Here is a 20,764-nt window from a genome sequence, read left to right on the forward strand (position 1 = left end):
GGCCTCCGGGCCGTTGAACACGTAACGAAGCGATGGCGGTCGGCCCCGGGACTGGGCCGACCGTCATCGCTTTGACATGATCATCGGCATCGCGTGCCACGAGCGGCAGGCGTGCACCGCTGGGGCCACGCACCGAGGGAGGGACCGGACCAGGTGATCCTGACCGTCACCCTGAACACCGCGCTCGACGTGACGTACACCGTCGACGCGCTCGTCCCGCACGGCAGCCACCGGGTCGGCGAGGTCACCGAACGCCCCGGCGGCAAGGGCCTCAACGTCGCCCGGGTGCTGGGCGCCCTCGGCCACGACGCCGTGGTCACCGGCTTCGTCGGCGGCGCGACCGGAGACGTCCTGCGCGGCCTCCTCGCCCCGCTCCCGCCGCGCGACGCCCTCGTCCGGGTCGCCGGGAACACCCGCCGCACCCTCGCGATCACCGACCGCTCGACCGGCGACACCACCCAGCTCAACGAACCCGGACCACAGGTGAGCCCCGCCGAATGGGCCGCCTTCCTGGGGACGTACGAGGAGCTGGTCGCCGGGGCCGACGCGGTCGCGCTCTGCGGCTCCCTGCCGCCCGGCATCCACGTCGGGGCGTACGCCGAACTGGTCCGGATCGCCCGCGCCGCCGCCGTACCCGTGCTGCTGGACACCAGCGGCGAACCGCTGCGCCGGGGCATCGCCGCCCGCCCCGACCTGGTCAAGCCGAACGCCGAAGAGCTGGCCCGGCTGACCGGCTCCCGCGACCCGCTGCGCGCCGCGGGGGACGCCCGCCGCCGCGGGGCCCACGCCGTGGTCGCCTCGCTCGGTCCGGAGGGGGTGCTCGCGCTCACCCCGGACGGCGTCTGGCGGGCGGCCCCGCCCGCACCCGTGCGCGGCAACCCGACCGGCGCGGGCGACTCCGCGGTCGCCGGGCTGCTGTCCGCCCTGGCCGAGGGCCTGTCCTGGCCGGAGCGCCTCGCCCGGGCGGTGGCCCTGTCGACGGCGACGGTGCTGGCCCCGACGGCCGGCGAGTTCGACGCGGCGGCCTACGCGGAGCTGCTGCCGCGCGTCACGGTGGAGCCGCACACACCGACGCCCTGACCACCGGGCCGGTGATCAGGGCGTGAGCGAGGGGACCTGCGGTCAGCCGTTCTTCTTGATGTGACCGGACTTCAGCTCCAGCTGGTCGAGGTTGGCGTCGCACTGGTCGCCTTCCTCGCAGGACAGCTTGAGGGTGTTGGCGCCCTTGTCGAGCTGGACGTACGCGTAGGTGTTCGTCCAGCCCTTCTCCAGGTCGCCCTCTTCGGCCTGCGCGAAGTTCTTCATGTTGATGGAGCGGGGCTCCTGGTCGTTGACCGTCAGGGTCGTCTTCGCGTCCTTGCCGGGAACGCCGTAGGTCACGTACAGGGTGTACGCGCCGGCCTCGGGCACCTCCACCGACCAGGTGGCCGACCGGCCGATCTCGTTGAGGTTGATGTAGTTGCCGTTCGCGCCCTTGGCGCCCTCGACCGTGGAGTCCAGGGCCGCCGTGCCGCCCAGCGTCAGCGTCGCCGCGTCCTGCTTCGGCAGCTCGACCGGCTTCGGGGTCTCCTGCGGCTTCTTCTCCGGCTTCTTCGACTCCTCGACCTCGCCGGCGGGGCCCTCCGAGGACGACGCCTCGTTCTTCTTGTCGTCCTTGTCGCCGTCGTCGCCCGTGAGCAGGGCGGCGCCGATGCCGATGAGGACGACCGCGACCACGGCGACCGCCGCGATCAGGAGCGCCTTCGTGTTCGGGCCGCCGCGGCCCGTTCCGCCGCCGTGGCCGCCCTGGGCGGGGGGCTGCCCGTGGGACGCGCCGCCGGGGTAGGTCTCGGGGGCCGCGTACTGCGGGTTCGGCCGGTTGTACTGCTGCGCGGGCTGGCCGTACGCCTGCTGGGGCGGGTAGCCGTACCCGCCCTGCTGCTGCGGCACCTGCTGCTGGCCGTACTGGCGCTCACCGACGGCACGCACCTGGTTGTAGGACGTTCTGGGCACGCCCGGCTGCGCGGCCGGACCCGGGTAGCCGTAGCCGCCCTGGCCGGGCGCCTGGGCACCTGCCGCCTGTCCGTCCGCGTACAGATAGCCGAACGGATCGTCGTCCTCGGGCTTGCTCGCGCCGTTGTTTCCGGCCGTCATCCCTGGGTCACTCCTCACCATCTCGCCAGCCGTCGCCGACCGGCCGAGCCTACCTCGAACGGAGCAGCCCCCGAATTGCGCTCACCCACCGGGACGGCCCCGGGGGAACGGGTACGGGGTAGGGGGAGGAACCCGCCGTGAACGTCATCCGGCCCTGCGGTGAACCTTCGACCGGGACCGTTTTTCCACGTACATCCGCTGGTCGGCGGAGCGCAGGACCTCTTCGACGGTCATGCCGCACTCGGCCCAGCCGATGCCGAAACTCGCCCCGACCCGGACCGCCCGGCCGTCGACCCTTATGGGCGGAATGATGGCATTTCTCAGGCGAACGGCCAGGTCAGCGGCGTCCGCCGCCCCGAGGCCGTCGGCGAGAACGACGAATTCGTCACCTCCGAGCCGGGCGACCGTGTCACCGTCCCGCACACAGGTGCTCAGCCGCCGGGCGACCTCGATGAGCACGGCGTCGCCGGTGTGGTGCCCGAAGCGGTCGTTGATGGACTTGAAACCGTCGAGGTCGCAGAAGAGGACCGCGAGCCCCTTCGTCCCGTCGTCGTGTTCCGGATCCGGGGCCACCGTGTGCACATGGTGGTCGAAGGGCCCGCCGCCGGGGATCGCCTCGCCCTCGTAGCCGTCGGCCCGGTAGCCGTGGGTGAGGGACGACTCGACGTCCCCGTACGCCGCGTCCAGTGCCTCGATCGCGGTCGCGGCCGGGGAGGAGTGCGGCCGCTCGCAGATCCGGGCGCTGAGCCGCGACTTCAGCTCGGCACTGTTGGGCAGCCCGGTCAGCGCGTCGTGCGAGGCGCGGTGGGCGAGGTTCAGCTCGTGGCGCTTGCGCTCCTCTATGTCCTCGACATGGGTGAGCAGGAAGCGCGGCCCGTCGGCGGTGTCCGCGACGACCGAGTTGCGCAGCGAGACCCAGAGGTAGGTGCCGTCCCGGCGGCTGAGCCGCAGCTCGGCCCGGCCGCCCTCGGCGGAGGTGCGCAGCAGGGTGCCGATGTCCTCGGGGTGGACCAGGTCGGCGAAGGAGTAGCGGCGCATCACGGAGGCCGGGCGGCCGAGCAGCCGGCACAGGGCGTCGTTCGTCCGCAGCAGCCTGCCCTGCTGGTCGCCGCCCATCTCGGCGATGGCCATACCGCTGGGCGCGTACTCGAAGGCCTGCCGGAAGGACTCCTCGCTGGCCCGCAGTGCCTGCTGCTCCCGCTCCAGGCGGACCAGGGCGCGCTGCATGTTGGACCGCAGGCGGGCGTTGCTGATGGCGATGGCGGCCTGGGAGGCGTACATCTGGAGCGCTTCGCGCCCCCATGCGCCGGGGCGGCGTCCGTTGCGCGGCCGGTCGACGGATATGACCCCGAGGAGGTCGCCCCCGCCCGCCGAGGCGTACATCGGGGCGTAGAGCCGGTCGAGCGGATGCCACTCGTCCTCGAACCGGGGTTCGGGCCCCTCGGTGTGCCACTGCGGTACGTCGTCGTCGAGGAGGACCCAGCCCTCGGTGTGCGGGATGAAGCGGAGACTGCCCCACGCCTCACCCATGGAGAGCCGGCGGTTCCAGGAGTCGCGGGAGCCGACGCGGCCGGTGATCAGGGCCTCGGCGGCGGCGTTGCCCGCGAAGGCGGCGATGACGAGGTCGCCCTCGGGCCGGACCAGGTTGACGCAGGCCAGCTCGTATCCGAGGCCCTCGACGATTCCGTCGACCACGCTCTGGAGCGTGTCCGCGAGACTCCGCGCCGTGTTGAGATCGGCCACGGCCTGGTGCAGCTGCCGCATGGTCGCCAGGCGGACGTACGGCTCCGACTCGGCCTCCATCGCTCGCACCCCCGGGACCTCGACAGCAACTCCAGGTTTCCTATTGACGTACTTGTTGCAGTGTCACCGCCACTGAATCACAGTGAGCTGTGCACCCGGTACACAGGGTCAGCAGAAAATGGACTCTGTGACTCAAGTCACAACAGATGACCGGGCGGTGCCGGTGACTCACGGCGACGACGATCGTTCCGCCGTCACCGGGAGGAACGGATTCCCGTTGTGTGCGCCCGCGCACGCCCCCTCTCGCCCGTTCCCCTTCCGGGGTCCTAGGACCTGCCTGGTCCCCTGGCCCGATGCGGCCGTCCGGCCCCTGCGGTTAGCGTCGGGGTGTGCTCCAGACGAAGCCCCCCACCCCGCGCCCCGAGACCGTCCCTCATGCTGAGGGAGTGAGTAACGACGAGTTCCGTGCCGCCCTCGCGCGGCTGGCCGCCGGGGTGGTGCTAGTCACCGCCCAGGAGCCGCCTCTCGACGAGGACGGCCGGGGCGAGGACGTGGGCATGACGGCGACCGCCTTCATGTCCGTGTCCCTGGAACCGCCCCTGGTGATGGTGAGCCTGCGCAACGGCTCCCGGATGGACGACCTGCTGGACGAGCAGCCGCTGTGGGCGGTCTCCGTCCTGGCCGCGAGCCAGCGGCACATCGCGGGCCGGTTCGCCATGAAGGGCCGGATCAGCGACCGGCTGCTGTTCGAGGACGTCGCGTACGTACGGGGCGAGGTGACGCACGCGCCGCTGATCGGCGGGGCGCTGGCGACGCTGGAGTGCCGGACCGAGCAGCGCGTGGTGGCCGGGGACCACACCCTGGTGATCGGGCGGGTGCTCACGGCGGAGCTGCCGAGCCCGGAGGGCGACCCGCTGACGTACTTCAAGGGCCGCTACCGCCAGCTGGGCTGACGCCTTGTTCCCGGTCGGCCCGCCACCGCCCGGGACGCCCGTTTACCGCCCGGCCGGGAGGCGCGCCCGTGGCCTCCTGCTACCAGTCGCGGCCGGAGCGCCCGCGCTTGGTGTCGCCGCGCTGCTTCTTCTCGCGGAGCCTGCGCTCGTTGATCCCGCGCGGGATCTTCCGCTTGATCCGGGGCTTGGGCGGTGGCGCCGTGGCCTCGGCGAGGAGGGCGGCGAGCCGCACGGCGGCCGTCTCGCGGTTGCGCCACTGGGAGCGGTGCTCGGAGGCCCGTACGGAGACCACCCCGCCCACCAGCCGGCCCGCGAGCCGCTCCAGCGCCCGCGCCTTCCACACCTCCGGGAGCGCGTCGGTCGCCGCCAGGTCGAAGCGCAGCTCCACCTGGGAGTCGCTGGTGTTGACGTGCTGACCGCCGGGCCCGGAGGACCGCGAGAAACGCCACATGAGCTCGGCCTCCGGGAGGGAGACCGAGCCGCGGATGACATAGGGCCCGGACATGACACCCATGGTCTCTCCCCCGCACCCCGCCCGTCACCTTCTTTTGCCCTGCCCCGGCCCCCCGCGTCCGGAGGAACTTCGTAAAGAAAGTAAAGCGAGCAGGAACCTCGTGGTCTCCTGCTTGCGTTATGACGGGTGACGGTAGCTTTCGTGATGGCACGAAGCCCGCACACGACGAGGAAAGGGACTTCCCATGGCAGTAAGCCTGTCCAAGGGCGGCAACGTCTCGCTCACCAAGGAGGCACCGGGCCTTACCGCCGTCACGGTCGGCCTCGGCTGGGACGTCCGTACCACCACCGGCACCGACTTCGACCTCGACGCCTCGGCGATCGCGGTCAACCCGACGGGGAAGGTCGTCTCGGACGGCCACTTCGTCTTCTTCAACAACAAGTCGACGCCGGACCAGACCATCGTGCACACCGGTGACAACGTCACGGGTGAGGGCGAGGGCGACGACGAGCAGATCAACGTCAACCTGGCAGGTCTGCCGGCCGACGTCGACAAGATCGTCTTCCCGGTCTCCATCTACGACGCCGAGACCCGCAGCCAGAACTTCGGCCAGGTCCGCAACGCGTTCATCCGCATCCTCAACCAGGCCGGCGGCGCCGAGATCGCCCGCTACGACCTGAGCGAGGACGCCGCCACCGAGACCGCCATGGTCTTCGGCGAGCTCTACCGCAACGGCGCCGAGTGGAAGTTCCGCGCGGTCGGCCAGGGGTACGCCTCCGGTCTGCGCGGCATCGCCCAGGACTTCGGCGTCAACCTCTGACGCCTCGGGCGCACAACAGTTTCACCGGAGCCCCCGGCCGCGATCGCGGTCGGGGGCTCCGGCGTGGGTGAGCCACCGTCAAACCGGCTGCCCCGCACCGCTGAAACCCGCCACTTCGCCGAATACCGGACAGCTCGGCACCCCATTCGTACAAGAACTGGTCAAAAACTTGTGAGGCAATTGTCGGCACACCGTCAATTTCGCTCATTCGATGGCACGCTCTCCGCTCGTAGTCCCCCCACAGGACGACCGACGGAGAACACACATGAACCTCCACACCACCCCCCACAACTCCCGCGCCCCGCGCACTACGCGGCGACTCGCAGCACTCGCGGCCGTGGCCGCGATGGTCGTCGCCGGTGTCCAGGCCGGATCCGCCGTCGCCACACCCGACGACGACGCCCGCAGCACCGCTGCGAAGCCCGCCACGGCCGCCGCCCTAGGCGTGAACCCCTCCGCGCAGCGCGCCACGGCCATCAAGTCGGCGCAGGCGGACGCCTCCTCGGCAGCGAAGGCCCTGAAGCTCGGCGGCCAGGAGAAGCTGATCGCCCGCGACGTCATCAAGGACGCCCGGGGCACCGTCCACACCCGTTACGAGCGCACCTACGACGGCCTGCCCGTCCTCGGCGGCGACCTCGTCACCCACACCACCGCCTCGGGCAAGCTGAAGAGCGTCGACAAGGCGACCGACGCGAAGATAGCCGTGGCGTCGACGACGCCGAAGCTGAAGGCCGCGGCGAGCGCCCGCAAGGTGATCTACGCGGGCGGCGAAAGCCCGGTCCTCGCCTGGGAGACCGTCAAGAAGGGCGTCCAGAAGGACGGCACGCCCAGCCGCGTCCACACCATCACCGACGCCACCACCGGCAAGAAGCTGCACAGTTACGAGGCCATCGAGACCGGCACCGGCAACAGCCAGTACAGCGGCGAGGTCGAGCTCACCACCACGAAGTCCGACGCGGGCTTCGAGCTGACCGACGGCGAGCGCGGAGGCCACAAGACGTACGACCTGAACCAGGGCTCGTCCGGCACCGGCGACCTCGTCACGGACGACGACGACACCTGGGGCGACGGCACCGGCGGGGACCGGCAGACCGCCGCCGTCGACGCCCACTACGGCGCGGCGAAGACCTGGGACTTCTACAAGACGGCCCTCGGGCGGGACGGCATCGCGGGCGACGGCAAGGCCGCCTACTCCCGGGTCCACTACGGCGAGAACTACGTCAACGCCTTCTGGGACGACAGCTGCTTCTGCATGACGTACGGCGACGGCGAGGGCAACAAGGCCGCCCTCACCTCGATCGACGTCGCGGCCCACGAGATGACCCACGGCCTCACCTCCGCCACCGCCAACCTGGACTACGCGGGCGAGTCCGGCGGCCTCAACGAGGCGACCAGCGACATCCTCGGCGCCTCGGTGGAGTTCTTCGCCGACAACGCCTCGGACGCCGGGGACTACCTCATCGGCGAGAAGATCGACATCAACGGCGACGGCACCCCGCTGCGCTACATGGACAAGCCCTCCAAGGACGGCAACTCCGCCGACTTCTGGGACGAGAACCTCGGCAACCTGGACGTCCACTACTCCTCCGGCGTCGCCAACCACTTCTTCTACCTGCTCGCCGAGGGCAGCGGAAAGAAGACGATCAACGGCGTCGAGTACGACTCCGCGACCTCCGACGGCTCGACGCTGACGGGCATCGGGCGGGAGAAGGCGTACCAGATCTGGTACAAGGCGCTCTCGGTCTACATGACCTCCACCACCGACTACGCGGGCGCGCGCGTCGCGACCGAGAAGGCGGCGACCGACCTGTTCGGCGCGGACAGCGAGGAGCTGAAGGCGGTCTCGGCCACCTGGACCGGGGTCAACGTCAAGTAACCCCGGCCGTAGGAACCACGGAAGCCGGTCAGCCCTCGCGGGCGGGCCGGCTTCCGCCGTACAGCCAGGCGTCCCAGAGCCCGGTGAGGTCCTGGCCGGTCTCCTCCTCCACGTACGTGGTGAAGTCGTCGGTGGAGGCGTTGGCGTGCCGGTACTTCTCCGTCCAGCCGCGCACCAGCGCGAAGAACGCCCGGTCGTCGTCGATCGCGAGCCGGATTTGGTGCACGACCATCGCCCCGCGCCCGTAGACCGGCGGGTCGGAGAGGTCGAGGGCGGCGGGCGGATGGGCGGGCCGGAACGCCCAGTTGGCGTCGTCCTCGTACGCCTCGTCGAAGCTCTCCCCGACCGGTACGCCGTCGTGGTCGGCGGCCCAGAGCCACTCCGCGTACGTGGCGAAGCCCTCGTTGAGCCACATGTCCCGCCAGGTCTTCGGGGTGACGGAGTTCCCGAACCACTGGTGGGCCAGCTCGTGGACGAGGAGGCCGGTGTCGGGCGGGCCGGGGAAGACGGGCCGGTTCTGGGTCTCCAGGGCGTACGTCGAGTCGCCCGTGCGCTCCACGATCGCCCCGGCGGAGGTGAAGGGGTACGGCCCGAACCTGGCCCGCGACCACGCCAGCACCTCGGGGATCTGTGCCAGAACGTCCTCGCTCGCCGCCGCCGACTCGGGGTCCACGGCGGTGAACAGCCGGATGCCGTCGGGGGTGCGCGCCTGCTCGGTGGTGAACCGGCCGACGGCCACGGTCGCCAGATAGCTCGCCATCGGCTCGGTGGTCCGCCAGTGGTAGGCGGTGCGGCCGTCCTCCGTACGCCGGGCGACCAGCTGCCCGTTGGAGACGGCCTTGAGCGGATCGGGGACGGTGACCTCGATGTCGTAGGCGGCCTTGTCGCTCGGGTGGTGGTTGCCGGGGAACCAGGCCATGGAGCCGGTCGGCTCGCCGAGGGCGACCGAGCCGTCCGCCGTCCGCAGCCAGCCCTCCTCCTCGCCGTCGGCGTCGGTGACGGTCTGCGGGGAGCCGGAGTAGCGCACGACGGTGGTGAACGTGCGCCCCTTACGCATCCGGTCGTCGACGGAGGCGTCGGGGCGGATCGTCAGCTCCTTGCCCGCCCGGTTCACGGCGGCGGGCTCCCCCTCGACGGTGGCGCTCTCCACGTCGAGCCCGGCGAGGTCGAGGTGGAAGGCGCTCAGGTGCTGGGTGGCGCGGGCGGTGATGGTGGCCGTGCCGCGCAGCCGGCCCGCTGCGGGGTCGACGTCGAGCTTCAGGCCGTAGTGGGTGACGTCGTAGCCGCCGTTGCCGAGCCCGGGGAAGTACGGGTCGCGCACGCCGACCGCGCCCGGGGTCCCCTCGACACCGCCGGTGCAGCCCGAGCCGAGGAGGGCGAGGGCCAGGGCGAGCAGGAGGGGGGCGGCGGCCGGGGTGCGGGGGTTCACCGGTCGATTTTAGGCGGTTTCCGCCGCAGCAAGGAGCCGCCCGCCTCGGGGGAGGAGCGGGCGGCTCCTGGCTCAGAGGACGGCGATACCGAGGGGCCGGTTGCCTGCCGTCAGACGGACGGGCTCGCTCTTCTCGTCGTCCAGGTCGACGACCGTGATCCCGTTCCAGTAGCCGTCACGGGTGAACCCGCCGGTCACGTACGCCGAGCCGCCGTCCGCCGACACCGCCACGTCCTCGTGCGGACCCTCCAGCGGAACGACCCGCTCCGAGCCGTCGGGGGCGCGGACGGTGAGCGAGGGGTCCTCGTCGTCCGAGCCGATCGGGCCGGTGCCGACCACGAGGAGGGTGCCGTCGGGGGCGAGCGTCGCGCCGTGCTGGTGGGTGTTCGCGGTCATCCGCTCGATCGTCACCTTCCCGGTGCGCGGGTCGAGCACGGCGAGCCGCTCCCCCTCGAAGGGCAGCAGCAGCTTGCCGTCGGCGGGGCGTACGACGGCGTAGTGCGGCTTCAGCCAGGAGCCGAGCCCGCCCTCGGTGCCGTACGGGGCGACCTCCATGCGCCGGGTCTTCAGCGTGTCCGCGTCGACCGCCGTCACGTCGAAGGAGTCGTGGTCGGTGGCGTACACCTCGCGGCCGTCCGGTGAGACGTCCACGTCGAAGGGGCGCATGCCGACCGGCGCGGTGCCGGTGACCTCGCGGGTCGCGGTGTCGATGACCTCGACCGCGCCGTCCTCGCCGGGCACGTTGACCCCGACGTAGACGCGGCTGCCGTCCGGGGCCAGGGCGATGCCCATGCCGCCGCCCCGGTACTCGCCGGTGGTGACGGGGCCGGACTCCGTCCCGTACGGGATGAGCGCGATCCGGGTCCGCTGCTGGGTGTCGACGACCGCGACGCCCTCGGCGGTGGCGACCCAGGCCCGCCCGTCCTCGCCGACGACGAGTCCGTAGGGCGCGGTGCCGACCTTCACCGAGGCGATGGGCGCCCCGCCCTTCCCGGAACCGTCCCGGCCGGGGTCGACGAAGGTCACGGTGTCGCTGCCGAAGTCGGCGACGAGGAGGGTGCCGTCGGGGGTGCGGCCCTCGGGGGCACGGGAGGGGTCGGGGGCCGCCACGGTGCCGGACGCGGCGGACGACGCCTCCGGGGTGCCCGGGTCCGCTTCCGTGGTGCCGGTGGCGCAGCCGGCGAGGAGACCGGCGGCGATGAGGGCGAGGCCGAGGCGGCGGATGCGGGGGCTGGACGCCTCGCGGAAGGCCGTGCGGGGGCCTTCAGCGCTGGAGGCGGCGCGCGGGCCGGACGCCTTACGGAAAGCGGCGCGCGGACCGGACGCCTCACGGAAAGCGGCGCGCGGGCCGCCCGTGCCGGTCATGCGGCGGCCCGCAGCTGGGCGGCCAGCTCGGCGAAGCCGCGTCGTTCGGCGTGGGCGAGCGGGGTCACCCCGTCGCCGTCGGGCAGGTCCGGGCTCGCCCCGGCCGCGAGCAGCAGCTCCACGACCTGCCGGTGCGCGAGCCCGCCCTCGCCGAGGATCACCGCCTCCAGCAGGGCGGTCCAGCCGAGCCGGTTGACGTGGTCGACGTCGATGTCGGTGACCCGCAGCACCTCCCGTACGTACGCGACATGGCCGCGTTCGCTCGCCGGGATGAGGGAGACACCGCCGAACCGGTTGCACAGGATCAGGTCCGGGCCGGCCGGCAGCAGCACGTGCAGCATCGCGACGCTGCCGGTGACCCCGGTGGCCAGCCACGGGGAGTCCTCGCGCCGGTCCTGGGCGTTCGGGTCGGCCCCGGCGGCCACCAGCAGCCGGGCTGCCTCGACATGGTCGCCGAGGACCGCGAGGAGCAGCGGCGTACGCAACTCCTCGTCGCGGACGTCGACCCGTGCGCCGCCCTCGATCGCGGTGCGCACGCGGTCGGTGTCGCCGGTGCGTGCGGCGGTGAGCAGGTCGTGATCGAGGGCGTTCATGGGTACTCCGTTCCCGTCGGTCGTGCGGAGGTGACTACCGGGCGAGCGAGGCGACGCCCGCCTGGGCGAACTTCTCGTCGAGGTCGCCGCTGGGTGCGCCGGCCACGCCGATGCCCGCCACCGGGGCGCCCTTGACCTGGACCGGGGCGCCGCCGCCGAGGAACAGGGTGCCGGGGATGTCCTTCAGGTTCGGGGTCTGCTCCAGGCGCTTGACCAGCTCGGAGGTGGGGGCGTTCCAGGAGACGGCGGTGAACGCCTTCTTCACCGCGGACTCGGGGGACTGCGGGCCCGCGCCGTCGCCGCGCAGGGAGACGATGGTGTTGCCGTTGCGGTCGACGACCGCGACGGAGATCCGCTGGTTCTCCTTCTTCGCCGCGTCCAGCGTGGCCTGCGCGGCCTTGGTGGCGGCGGCGACGGTCAGGTGCGTCGTCTGCTGGAGGTTGCGGTTGTTCGTGTCGGCCTTGACCGCGGCGGCGGGAGCGGCCGCCGGGGAGGAGGCGCTCGCGGACATCGCGCCGAACGTGCCGGCCCCGAGGGCGGCGACGACGACGGCGCCGGTGACGACACGGGTGCGCAGCGACAGCTTCTTCATGGTGGCTCCTTGGTGATCCGGGTCGGCCCGGTGGCGTGGGGTGCGAGGCGGTCCGGAGTGGTCCGGGCGTTTCGCTCTGGTATCGATCCTCCCGGCGGAACCCGCCCCGTACGGTCGACGTACCGGCTGGAAGCGGCGGGCGGGACGGTCGACGCCCCCGTCAGCCGATCGGTTGATGCGGGGGTGGCCGGATCGGGTCACCATGGAGGGGTTTACGCAGGTCAGCGACGGAACGTGAGGTACGTGGTGGAGCACCGCAGCGGTTCGCCGGACGCGGGGGCGGAGGCGGCCGAGGGCTCCGGGCCCGCGGCCGAGGGCTCCGGGATCCCCGGGTCCGCGGCCGAGGGCTCCGGGACCGCCGGATCCACGGCCGAAGCCCTCGGGACCGCCGGATCCACGGCCGAAGCCCCCGGAACCGCCGGGTCCGACCCCGACGCCCGCTGGCTCGCGCTCCTCATGCACGCCGCGTTCTTCCTGCTGCTCGGCGCCTCGCTGACCCGGTTCCTGATGCGGCACCCCGGCGAGGACCGCACCCCGTGGATCATCGCCCTGTCGATCACCCTGGCGGTGCTGTATCTCCTCGGCCCCGTCCTCGGCTCGCGCCCCACCCCGCGCCGGCTCACCTGGCTCGCGGTGCTCGTCGTCGTCTGGATGGTGCTGGTCGTCCTGGCGCCGAGCTTCGCGTGGTGCGCGGTGCCGCTGTTCTACACCGGGCTGCGGATCCTGCCGCCGCGCGCGGCCCTCGCGCTGGTCGCCCTGCTCACCGTGTTCGTCGTGGCCGCGCAACTGCGCCTGGCCGACGGGTTCGACCCGAACCTGGTCCTCGCCCCGCCCGCGGTCGCCGCCGTGGCGACCGCGGTCTTCGTCCATATGCAGCGGCAGGCGGTACGCCAGCGGGAACTGGCCGCACGCCAGCGCGAGCTGATCGACGACCTGCTGCGGACCCGGCGCGAACTGGCCGCCACCGAACGGCGCGAGGGGACCCTCGCCGAGCGCCAGCGGCTCTCCATGGAGATCCACGACACCCTGGCGCAGGGCCTGTCCAGCCAGCAGATGCTGCTCCAGGCCGCCGACCGCACCTGGAGCGCCGACCCGGACGCCGCCCGCCGCCATGTCCGTACGGCCACGGGCATCGCCGAACGCAATCTCGCCGAGGCCCGCCGCTTCGTCCACGACCTGGCCCCCGCCGACCTCGCGGAGGGCGGCGGCCTGGAGGCGGCCCTGCACGCGCTGGCGGCCCGCGAGAGCGCCCAGGCGGAGGGCGCGCTCACCGTCCACTGCCATGTGGAGGGCACCCCGCACGCCCCACTGCCGGACCGGGTGCAGTCGGCCCTGCTGCGCATCGCCCAAGGGGCCCTGGCCAATGTGCGGGAGCACTCCGGGGCGACCGCGGCCGGGCTGACCCTGACCCACCTCGACGACCGGGTGGTCCTGGACATCGGCGACAACGGCCGGGGCTTCACCGCTGAGCCCGAGGGCGTACGCGGCGCCGGCACCGTACGCGGCCACGGGCTTCCGGCGATGCGGGCCCGGGTGCGGCAGCTCGGCGGAACGCTCACCATCGAGTCGGCGCCGGGCGAGGGCACCGTGCTCTCCGCAGAGGTTCCGCTCACCACCACGGAGGACCCCACATGACCGGCGAGACGACCGGCGGCACGACCGGCGGGGCAAGCCAGGCCCCCGGCCCCGCCGCCCCCGTACGCATCCTGCTCTGCGACGACCACGTGGTCGTCCGCGCCGGGCTGCTCGCGCTCCTCGGCAGCGAACCGGACATCGAGGTCGTCGGCGAGGCGGGCAGCGGCGAGGAGGCCGTGGTGCTCGCCGCCCGCCTCAGCCCGGACGTCGTCCTCATGGACCTCCAGCTCGGCGAGGGCATCGACGGCGTCGAGGCGACCCGCCGCATCGCGGCCGACGGCACGGTCCACGTCCTGGTGCTGACCACGTACGACACCGACGCCGACATCACCCGCGCCATCGAGGCGGGGGCGACCGGCTATCTGCTGAAGGCGGAGCGCCCGGAGGAACTGTTCGCCGCGATCCGGTCCGCCGCCCAGGGCCGCACCACGCTCTCCGCCCCCGTCGCCAGCCGCGTGATGGCCCGGATGCGCAGCCCCCGCCCCAGCCTCACCGACCGCGAACGCGACATCCTGGCCCAGCTCTCCCAGGGCCTCGGCAACCGGGACATCGCGCGCGCCCTGTTCATCAGCGAGGCCACGGTCAAGACCCACCTGGGCCGCATCTACGACAAGCTCGGCGTCGACACCCGCGCGGGAGCGGTGTCGGTGGCGAAGGAGCAGCGGCTGCTGCCCTGACCCCGGGCGCGGGCCCCGGCCTGGACATGCAGATGCTCCCCCAGCCCGCCGCGGTCGTCGTCATCTCCCTCGGCGCGGCCCCGATGACGGTGGTGGGCGCCGACGGTGCCCGGGCCATGAGGAGCTTCATCGCCTCGCTGTCGCCCGGCCCCACCCGCATCCGGGGCGAAGGCGTCGAGTGCGTGCCCGAGGTCGCCGCCGCCTGGGACACCATCGTGGCCCGGCGGGGCCGGGTGCGGGTCTCCGCGCCCGGAGGCCGTGGCCGCCTGACCGGAGGCGGGCCGACCCCGCTCACCCGATCGTGTCAGCGCCGCCCCCCGGCATGACACCATCGATCCGTGCTCGACATCGGTTACTCCCTCTCCCGTCGCTTCCCCGATCCCCCGCAGACCGACTACCGCCGCGCGGACGTCCGGGCTCTGCGGCACGATCTGTTCTCCGGCGACGTCTACCTCGCGGACACGAAGGCGGACCGCGAGCTGTCCACAGCCTGGGGATGGGTGCCGGTGCTCGACTTCGCGTGGGCGCTGTGCGACATCGTCGAGCAGATCGACCAGGACCCGCGCGGCAACCGCTCGCACCGGCGGCAGTACGCGGAGTTGGACTTCACCGAGTCCTCGGACGTCATGATCTTCGAGCGGCGCTTCGGCTGGGTCGACGTCGAGGCGGACTGGATGCCCGGCGACGAGCCGCCGCTCACCTTCAGCCACTCGCTCCTGCGCCGCGAGGCCCGCGACTTCCTGCACGACCTGATCGCCGACCTGGCCGATCTGCACGACGGCCTCGCCGACAACCCCGTGATCTGGGACCTCCAGGCCCGCTTCCCCCGTATGTGAGGCCTCGGAGGACGGCCGCCCTCACGCCTCCACCCGCACCCCGATCTGCGCCGCGAACGCCGGAGCCAGCTCCATCAGCTGCACCGGGCTGATCACCGCGCCCGCCAGCCGGTCCACGCCCCGGGCGATGTCCAGCTCGGCCACCGCTCGCAGGTCCACCGACTCCATGCGGGCGCTGCTGAAGTCCGCCCGCTTCAGCACGCAGTCCCGGAACTCGACCCGGACCAGGTGCGCGTCCCCGAAGTCCGGCTCGGACAGCACGCAGCCCTCGAAGACGACGTCCTTCAGCCGGGCCTTGCGCAGATTCAGGTAGTCGATCTTGCCGCCCCGCACCACCACCCGCTCCAGCACCGCACCGTGCAGCTGCACCCCGCCCAGGCGGGCGTCCACCACCTCCACGTCCCGCAGCGACGCCTCCGCGAGGTCCGTGCCCACGCCCCGTACGCCCGTCAGCACCGCGTCGATGAAGCGGGCCCGCGCCAGCTCGGCCCGGTCCAGGGCACAGCCGTCCAGGGCGCAGTCCATGAACCGGGCCCCCCGGCCCGAGGCGTCCGTCAGGTCCGTTCCGTCGAACCGCACCCCGTCGTAGTCCCCGTCGGGCTCCAAGCCGTCCCCGTCCCACGGAACGAGCGGGGGCAGCCGCACCTCCGGCCGCCGCGCCGCCGTCACGCCCGTGGTGCTCTTCTTCCTGCCGCTCGTTGCCATGCCCTCCATCGTGACGCACACCACTGACAACGCCCCGCCGCCGATGTCACGGGCTGCCGGCCCCGATCCGTCGCATCATCAAAGAAGCGAAGGAGATCCAGCCATGGGACTCATGGGAAACCCGGGACACATCCACGTCGTCGGCGGCGGCCTCGCCGGACTCACCGCCGCGATCACCGCCGCCGAATCCGGTGCGCGCGTCACTGTGCACGAAGGCCACCGCAGCCTCGGCGGCCGGGCCAGGACGGCCGAGGGCCCGTACCGCACCAACGAGGGGCCGCACGCCGTCTACCACCGCGGGCCGCTCGGCACCTGGCTGGCGCGGCGCGATCTGCTCGGCCCCGTCGTCTCCGTACCGCTCCTCGAAGGGCTCCGCTTCCGCTTCCGGCGGGCGGGGGCCCTCCGCGCGCTGCCGCCCGCCGCCCTGCTGCGGCTCTCCCGCCGGGACCCCCGCACCGCCCCGGTGGACGGCACCTTCCTGGAGTGGGCCACCGGTCAGGTCGGCGAGGAGGGGGCCCGGGCCGCCGCGAACTTCGCTGCCGCCGGGCTCTTCCACCACGACCCCGGCGCGCTCTCCGCCCGCTTCGTCCAGGAGCGCTTCCAACGGCTGACCTCGCTCCCGCCCGAGGCCCGCTACCCGGTCGGCGGCTGGGCCCGGCTCGTCGAGCGGATGGCCGCCCACGCCCGGGGGCTCGGGGTCGTGGTCGAGACGAGCGCCCGCGTCGACACCCGGACGCTCGGCGAGCTGGCCCGTACCGGACCGGTGGTCGTCGCCACCTCCCTCGACTCCGCCCGCGCCCTGCTCGACGACGCCTCCCTCACCTGGGAGAGCGGCCGCACCGTCCTGGTGGACCTGGCGGTACGCACCCGGCGCGGCGACGCGTTCATCATGTCGGACCTGGACGCGCCCGGCTGGCTGGAGCGGTTCACCGCCCAGGACCCCTCGCTCGCCCCGGCCGGCGAACAGCTGCTCCAGGGCCAGTTCGCGATCGGCCCCGACACCCGGCGGGCGGAGGGCGTCGCCCGCGCCGAGGCCCTCCTCGACCTCGGCTTCCCCGGCTGGCGGGAGCGCACCACCTGGCGCGCGGAGGCCCTCGCCGACGGCCGCACCGGAGCCGTCGACCGCCCCGGCACCACCTGGCGGGACCGGCCCTCCGTGGTCCGGGGCGACGGCGTCTTCCTGGCGGGCGACCAGGTCGCCGCCCCCGGACTCCTCAGCGAGGTCTCCTTCACCAGCGGCCTCGAAGCCGCGATGCTCGCCGTGAAGGCCGCCGGACAGCGCTCCGGATCCGGGGTTGACCTCAACCAAACCTGAGGTACGAGGGTGGGGGCACGGCCCGCCCCGGCGGTGGGCCGGACCGCCAGGACCACGACCCCGGGGAGCCCTTCGTGCACGCCGTACGCCTTCACACCTTCGGCCCCGCCGAGAACCTCGTGTACGAGAGGACCGAGGACCCGGTTCCCGGCCCCGGCCAGGTCCGTATCGCCGTGGCCGCGGCCGGCGTGCACCTGCTGGACACGGTTCTGCGGGAAGGGGAGGCGGGCCCCTTCCCGGCCCCCGCCGACCTGCCCACCGTCCCCGGCCGCGAGGTCGCCGGGACCGTCGAGTCGGTGGGCGAGGGCACGGATCCCGGCTTGCTCGGCAAGCACGTCGTCGCCCACCTCGGCATGGCGCCCGGCGGGTACGCCGAACTCGCCGTCACCGAGGCCGACCGGCTCCACGAGATCCCCGAGGAGCTCGACGCCGCCGCGGCCGTCGCCATGATCGGCACCGGCCGCACCGCCCTCGGCATCCTCGGGTTCACCCCGCTCGGCCCGGACTCCGTGGTCGTCGTCACCGCCGCGGCGGGCGGCATCGGCACACTGATCGTCCAGTACGCCAAGAACGCGGGCGCCACCGTGATCGCCCTGGCCGGGGGCCCGGCGAAGGTGGCACGGGCGACGGAGAACGGGGCCGACCTCGCCCTCGACTACACCCGCCCCGACTGGCCGCTCCGGGCCCGGGAGTACCTCGACACGGCCGGTCTGCGGGCCACCGTCGTGTACGACTCCGTCGGCGGGACCACCGCCCGCGCCGCCGTCGGTCTCCTCGGCCCCGGCGGGCAGCACGTCGTCTACGGCTGGTCCGGCGAGGGGCTCCGCGACGGGGAACCCCTCACCTTCACCCCCGCCGAACTGACCGAACGCTCCATCACGTCGACGTCCGTCCTCGGACCGAAGATGATCGAGCGGGGAGGCGGGCTGCGCGCCCTGGAGACCCGCGCCCTCGCCGAGGCGGCGGCCGGCCGCCTGCGCCCCGCCGTCCAGCGCTTCCCGCTCGCCGAGGCCGCCGCCGCACACCGCGCGCTGGAGACCCGGGGCACGATGGGCAAGGTGGTCCTGGAGCCGTGACCAGGAGGAGTTCGCGCATCTCGGCCAGTCGGTTCCCCCCTTCACCGCCCCAGCAGCCGCCGCGCGATCTCCGCGTGGTCGGGGGCGAGCCGGACCTCCCCCTCCTCGGCTCCCCACAGCCCGTTCTGGAGCACCCGGCCCAGCGTCCAGGCCCGCGCCCGCTCCCGGTCGCGCTCCAGACCCAGGGCCTCGGTCAGCGCGTCGAACCGCCACACCACCTCGTCCGCGTCGAAGAGGTTGTCCAGCGCCGGGAACAGCTCGAAGCCCGGGTCCCCCGCCAGCGGCTTCGGGTCGAGCGCGATCCACTCCCCCGCCCGCCCGGCGTCCGCGCGCCCGGCCAGGATGTTGTCGTAGTGCAGGTCCCAGTGCAGCAGCCGGTCCCCCGGCTCGCCCGCGACCTCCCGCACCGCCGCCGCGCAGTCGGCGAGCAGCCGCCGGTCCGCCGCGTCGGCCAGCAGGCCCACCCGCTCCGGCACCTCCGCGAGCATCCGCTCCGCCACCCCGCCCAGCGTGCGCAGCCCCTCGGGCGCGGGCACCGCCACCAGCCGGGCCAGCACCGAGCCGAGGACCTTCACCGCCTCCCGTACGTCGGCCTCGCCGGACAACGGCCGCCGCTCGTCGAGCCGTTCCAGCAGCAGCGCACCGCTCTCCGGGTCGTGGTCGAGCAGCTCCACCGCCCCCGCGCCCGCCGCCGACCAGGCCCGCAGGGCGACCGGTTCGCCCGCCGTCTCCTCGTCCACCGCCTGGAGCTTCAACGCGGCGGGCCGCCCGTCCGCCTCCCGCACCACGGGCAGGACCAGCGCGCACATCCCGTACATCGACGGGCCGTCCGACCGCAGCCCCCACCGCTCCAGCAGCCGCGCGGCGAGGTCCGGCAGGGCGGCGACGAAGGCCCGCCCGGCGGCTCCGTTGAAGGCGGACTGGGTGGCGGCCAACTCGGGCGGGATCTCGATCACGCGACCGATCCTAGGGAGGTGCGGGTCTCAGGGAGGAGCGATTTTCGGGGACCGGAAGGGGACCGGAACGGGACCGGAAGGGGACCGGAACGGGACCGGAAGGGGACCGGAACGGGCACAGGAGACGAAACGGCCCCGCGCGCAGTAACGTCCCGCCACACGTACGCTCGGCATCTCACCGGACAGGGACACCAGGGGCATCATGAGCACCGTCAGTACCGTCGTCGGCGGCATATCGTTCTGGTACGCGCAGGAGGGCACCCCCGCCCCGCGCGAACCGCTCCCCGGCGACACGAGCGTCGACGTCTGCATCGTCGGCGGCGGCTACACCGGCCTCTGGACGGCGTACTACCTGAAGAAGGCCGTCCCCTTCCTCAACATCACCGTCCTGGAGGCCAAGTTCTGCGGTTACGGGGCCTCCGGCCGTAACGGCGGCTGGCTGTACAACGGCATCGCGGGCCGCGACCGGTACGCCAAGCTGCACGGCCACGAGGCCGCCGTACGGCTCCAGAAGGCGATGAACGAGACCGTCGGCGAGGTCGTCAGGACCGCCGCCGAGGAGAAGATCGACGCCGACATCCACCGGGGCGGTGTCCTGGAGGTGGCCCACACCCCGGCCCAGCTCGCCCGCCTCAAGGACTTCCACAGCGTCGAGATCGCCTTCGGGGAGACCGACCGGATCCTGCGCGGAGCGCGCGAGACCGCCGAGCGCGTCCATGTGACCGGGGCCGTCGGCTCCACCTGGACCCCGCACGGCGCCCGGCTGCACCCGGCCAAGCTGGTCAAGGGCCTCGCGGACGCGGTGGAGGCGCTCGGCGTCACCATCCACGAGTCGACCCCGGTCACCGAGATCAAGCCCAAGCACGCCGTCACCCCGTACGGCACGGTCCGCGCCCCGTACGTCCTGCGCTGCACCGAGGGCTTCACCGCGAGCCTCAAGGGCCAGAAGCGCACCTGGCTCCCGATGAACTCCTCCATGATCGTCACCGAGCCGCTGCCCGACCGGATCTGGGACGCGATCGGCTGGGAGGGCCGCGAGACCCTCGGCGACATGGCCCACGCCTACTTCTACGCCCAGCGCACCGCCGACGACCGCATCGCGCTCGGCGGCCGCGGCTACCCGTACCGCTTCGGCTCGGCCACCGACAACGACGGCCGCACGCAGCCCGCCACCGTCACCGCCCTGCGCGACCTGATGGTCCGTCTCTTCCCCGTCACGGCGGGCGTCCACGTCGACCACGCCTGGTCGGGCGTCCTCGGCGTCCCGCGCGACTGGTGCGCCACCGTCACGCTCGACCGCTCCACGGGCCTGGGCTATGCGGGCGGTTACGTCGGCTCGGGCGTCGCCACCGCCAACCTCGCCGCCCGCACCCTGCGCGACCTGATCCAGCAGGACTCCGGCCAGGCGGGCCCCACCGAGCTCACCGCCCTGCCGTGGGTGAACCACAAGGTCCGCCGCTGGGAGCCCGAACCCTTCCGCTGGCTCGGCGTCCACGGCATGTACGCGGCCTACCGCGCCGCCGACCGCCGCGAGACCACCTCGCCGCGCCCCGGCACGGACCCCATCGCGAAGGCGGCGGACCGGATCGCGGGCCGCCACTGAGGC

Annotated in this window: 20 protein-coding genes; 11 read left to right on the plus strand and 9 right to left on the minus strand. The window is 73.2% G+C overall.

What is annotated here, in order from left to right; all coding sequences use genetic code 11:
* The first annotated feature begins 153 nt into the window (after positions 1-153).
* On the plus strand, positions 154-1,080 hold the full coding sequence (locus tag IE134_RS31495; RefSeq protein WP_030720641.1) for a 1-phosphofructokinase family hexose kinase: 927 nt from the start codon (positions 154-156) through the stop codon (positions 1,078-1,080).
* A gap of 42 nt (positions 1,081-1,122) precedes the next feature.
* On the opposite strand, the gene IE134_RS31500 is transcribed toward IE134_RS31495, so the two are convergent.
* Positions 1,123-2,133: a carbohydrate-binding protein gene (locus IE134_RS31500; protein WP_030720639.1), complete on the minus strand. Its 1,011-nt coding sequence runs from the start codon at positions 2,131-2,133 to the stop codon at positions 1,123-1,125.
* Positions 2,134-2,277: 144 nt separating this feature from the next.
* Entirely contained in the window at positions 2,278-3,936 is a 1,659-nt protein-coding gene (gene cdgB / locus IE134_RS31505) for a diguanylate cyclase CdgB (RefSeq protein WP_030720636.1), read from the minus strand.
* A gap of 386 nt (positions 3,937-4,322) precedes the next feature.
* On the opposite strand from cdgB, the gene IE134_RS31510 reads away from it, so the two are divergent.
* Complete coding sequence (locus tag IE134_RS31510) at positions 4,323-4,829, plus strand: flavin reductase family protein (protein ID WP_030720633.1); 507 nt, start codon at positions 4,323-4,325, stop codon at positions 4,827-4,829.
* A gap of 79 nt (positions 4,830-4,908) precedes the next feature.
* On the opposite strand, the gene arfB is transcribed toward IE134_RS31510, so the two are convergent.
* A complete protein-coding gene (gene arfB, locus IE134_RS31515; RefSeq protein WP_030088019.1) occupies positions 4,909-5,343 on the minus strand; it encodes an alternative ribosome rescue aminoacyl-tRNA hydrolase ArfB in 435 nt (144 codons plus the stop codon).
* A 184-nt stretch (positions 5,344-5,527) separates the two neighbouring features.
* Here arfB and IE134_RS31520 point away from each other — a divergent pair, with 184 nt between their 5' ends.
* Together IE134_RS31520 and IE134_RS31525 are read left to right on the plus strand one after the other, a co-directional pair.
* Positions 5,528-6,103, plus strand: a complete 576-nt coding sequence (locus IE134_RS31520; RefSeq protein ID WP_010063685.1) for a TerD family protein — start codon at positions 5,528-5,530, stop codon at positions 6,101-6,103.
* 265 nt (positions 6,104-6,368) lie between these two features.
* Positions 6,369-7,979 carry a M4 family metallopeptidase gene (locus IE134_RS31525; RefSeq protein WP_189432425.1) on the plus strand — a complete coding sequence of 537 codons (1,611 nt, stop codon included), beginning with the start codon at positions 6,369-6,371 and terminating at the stop codon, positions 7,977-7,979.
* A 28-nt stretch (positions 7,980-8,007) separates the two neighbouring features.
* On the opposite strand, the gene IE134_RS31530 is transcribed toward IE134_RS31525, so the two are convergent.
* The 4 genes from IE134_RS31530 to IE134_RS31545 all read right to left on the minus strand — a co-directional run bounded on the left by IE134_RS31530 (position 8,008) and on the right by IE134_RS31545 (position 11,958).
* Positions 8,008-9,408 carry a M1 family metallopeptidase gene (locus IE134_RS31530; protein WP_189432426.1) on the minus strand — a complete coding sequence of 467 codons (1,401 nt, stop codon included), beginning with the start codon at positions 9,406-9,408 and terminating at the stop codon, positions 8,008-8,010.
* Positions 9,409-9,480: 72 nt separating this feature from the next.
* Complete coding sequence (locus IE134_RS31535) at positions 9,481-10,773, minus strand: YncE family protein (RefSeq protein WP_189432427.1); 1,293 nt, start codon at positions 10,771-10,773, stop codon at positions 9,481-9,483.
* Positions 10,770-11,366: an ankyrin repeat domain-containing protein gene (locus tag IE134_RS31540; RefSeq protein ID WP_189432428.1), complete on the minus strand. Its 597-nt coding sequence runs from the start codon at positions 11,364-11,366 to the stop codon at positions 10,770-10,772. Before IE134_RS31540 ends, IE134_RS31535 begins: the two co-directional genes overlap by 4 nt.
* A 34-nt stretch (positions 11,367-11,400) precedes the next feature.
* Positions 11,401-11,958, minus strand: a complete 558-nt coding sequence (locus tag IE134_RS31545; protein ID WP_030720618.1) for a GlcG/HbpS family heme-binding protein — start codon at positions 11,956-11,958, stop codon at positions 11,401-11,403.
* A gap of 243 nt (positions 11,959-12,201) precedes the next feature.
* On the opposite strand from IE134_RS31545, the gene IE134_RS31550 reads away from it, so the two are divergent.
* From IE134_RS31550 to IE134_RS31565, 4 genes are read left to right on the plus strand one after another with little or no spacing between them, the layout of a single operon-like run.
* Entirely contained in the window at positions 12,202-13,593 is a 1,392-nt protein-coding gene (locus tag IE134_RS31550) for a sensor histidine kinase (protein ID WP_098894425.1), read from the plus strand.
* Positions 13,590-14,270 (plus strand): response regulator, encoded by a 681-nt coding sequence (locus tag IE134_RS31555; protein ID WP_030720615.1) that lies wholly within the window; start codon positions 13,590-13,592, stop codon positions 14,268-14,270. The genes IE134_RS31550 and IE134_RS31555 overlap by 4 nt, the downstream gene beginning before the upstream one ends.
* Before the next feature lie 32 nt (positions 14,271-14,302).
* Entirely contained in the window at positions 14,303-14,596 is a 294-nt protein-coding gene (locus tag IE134_RS31560; RefSeq protein WP_229823782.1) for a hypothetical protein, read from the plus strand.
* Between the two features lie 12 nt (positions 14,597-14,608).
* Positions 14,609-15,106, plus strand: a complete 498-nt coding sequence (locus IE134_RS31565) for a hypothetical protein (RefSeq protein ID WP_010063675.1) — start codon at positions 14,609-14,611, stop codon at positions 15,104-15,106.
* A gap of 21 nt (positions 15,107-15,127) precedes the next feature.
* Here the strand turns inward: IE134_RS31565 and IE134_RS31570 are convergent, their stop codons facing one another.
* Entirely contained in the window at positions 15,128-15,811 is a 684-nt protein-coding gene (locus tag IE134_RS31570) for a pentapeptide repeat-containing protein (protein WP_179887971.1), read from the minus strand.
* Positions 15,812-15,914: 103 nt separating this feature from the next.
* Here IE134_RS31570 and IE134_RS31575 point away from each other — a divergent pair, with 103 nt between their 5' ends.
* Positions 15,915-17,126: an NAD(P)-binding protein gene (locus IE134_RS31575; RefSeq protein ID WP_189432429.1), complete on the plus strand. Its 1,212-nt coding sequence runs from the start codon at positions 15,915-15,917 to the stop codon at positions 17,124-17,126.
* A gap of 74 nt (positions 17,127-17,200) precedes the next feature.
* The gene (locus IE134_RS31580; RefSeq protein ID WP_189432430.1) at positions 17,201-18,202 is read left to right on the plus strand and encodes a zinc-binding dehydrogenase; all 1,002 of its coding nucleotides are present in this window, start codon (positions 17,201-17,203) and stop codon (positions 18,200-18,202) included.
* Positions 18,203-18,243: 41 nt separating this feature from the next.
* Here the strand turns inward: IE134_RS31580 and IE134_RS31585 are convergent, their stop codons facing one another.
* Positions 18,244-19,167, minus strand: coding sequence for an aminoglycoside phosphotransferase family protein (locus IE134_RS31585; protein WP_373301891.1), 924 nt, complete (start codon positions 19,165-19,167; stop codon positions 18,244-18,246).
* A 193-nt stretch (positions 19,168-19,360) separates the two neighbouring features.
* Between IE134_RS31585 and IE134_RS31590 the strand changes: the two genes are divergently transcribed.
* Positions 19,361-20,761, plus strand: a complete 1,401-nt coding sequence (locus tag IE134_RS31590) for an NAD(P)/FAD-dependent oxidoreductase (protein WP_030720598.1) — start codon at positions 19,361-19,363, stop codon at positions 20,759-20,761.
* The last annotated feature ends 3 nt before the right edge of the window (positions 20,762-20,764 follow it).

This window comes from Streptomyces rubiginosohelvolus (assembly GCF_014649875.1).
GTDB lineage: Bacteria > Actinomycetota > Actinomycetes > Streptomycetales > Streptomycetaceae > Streptomyces > Streptomyces rubiginosohelvolus.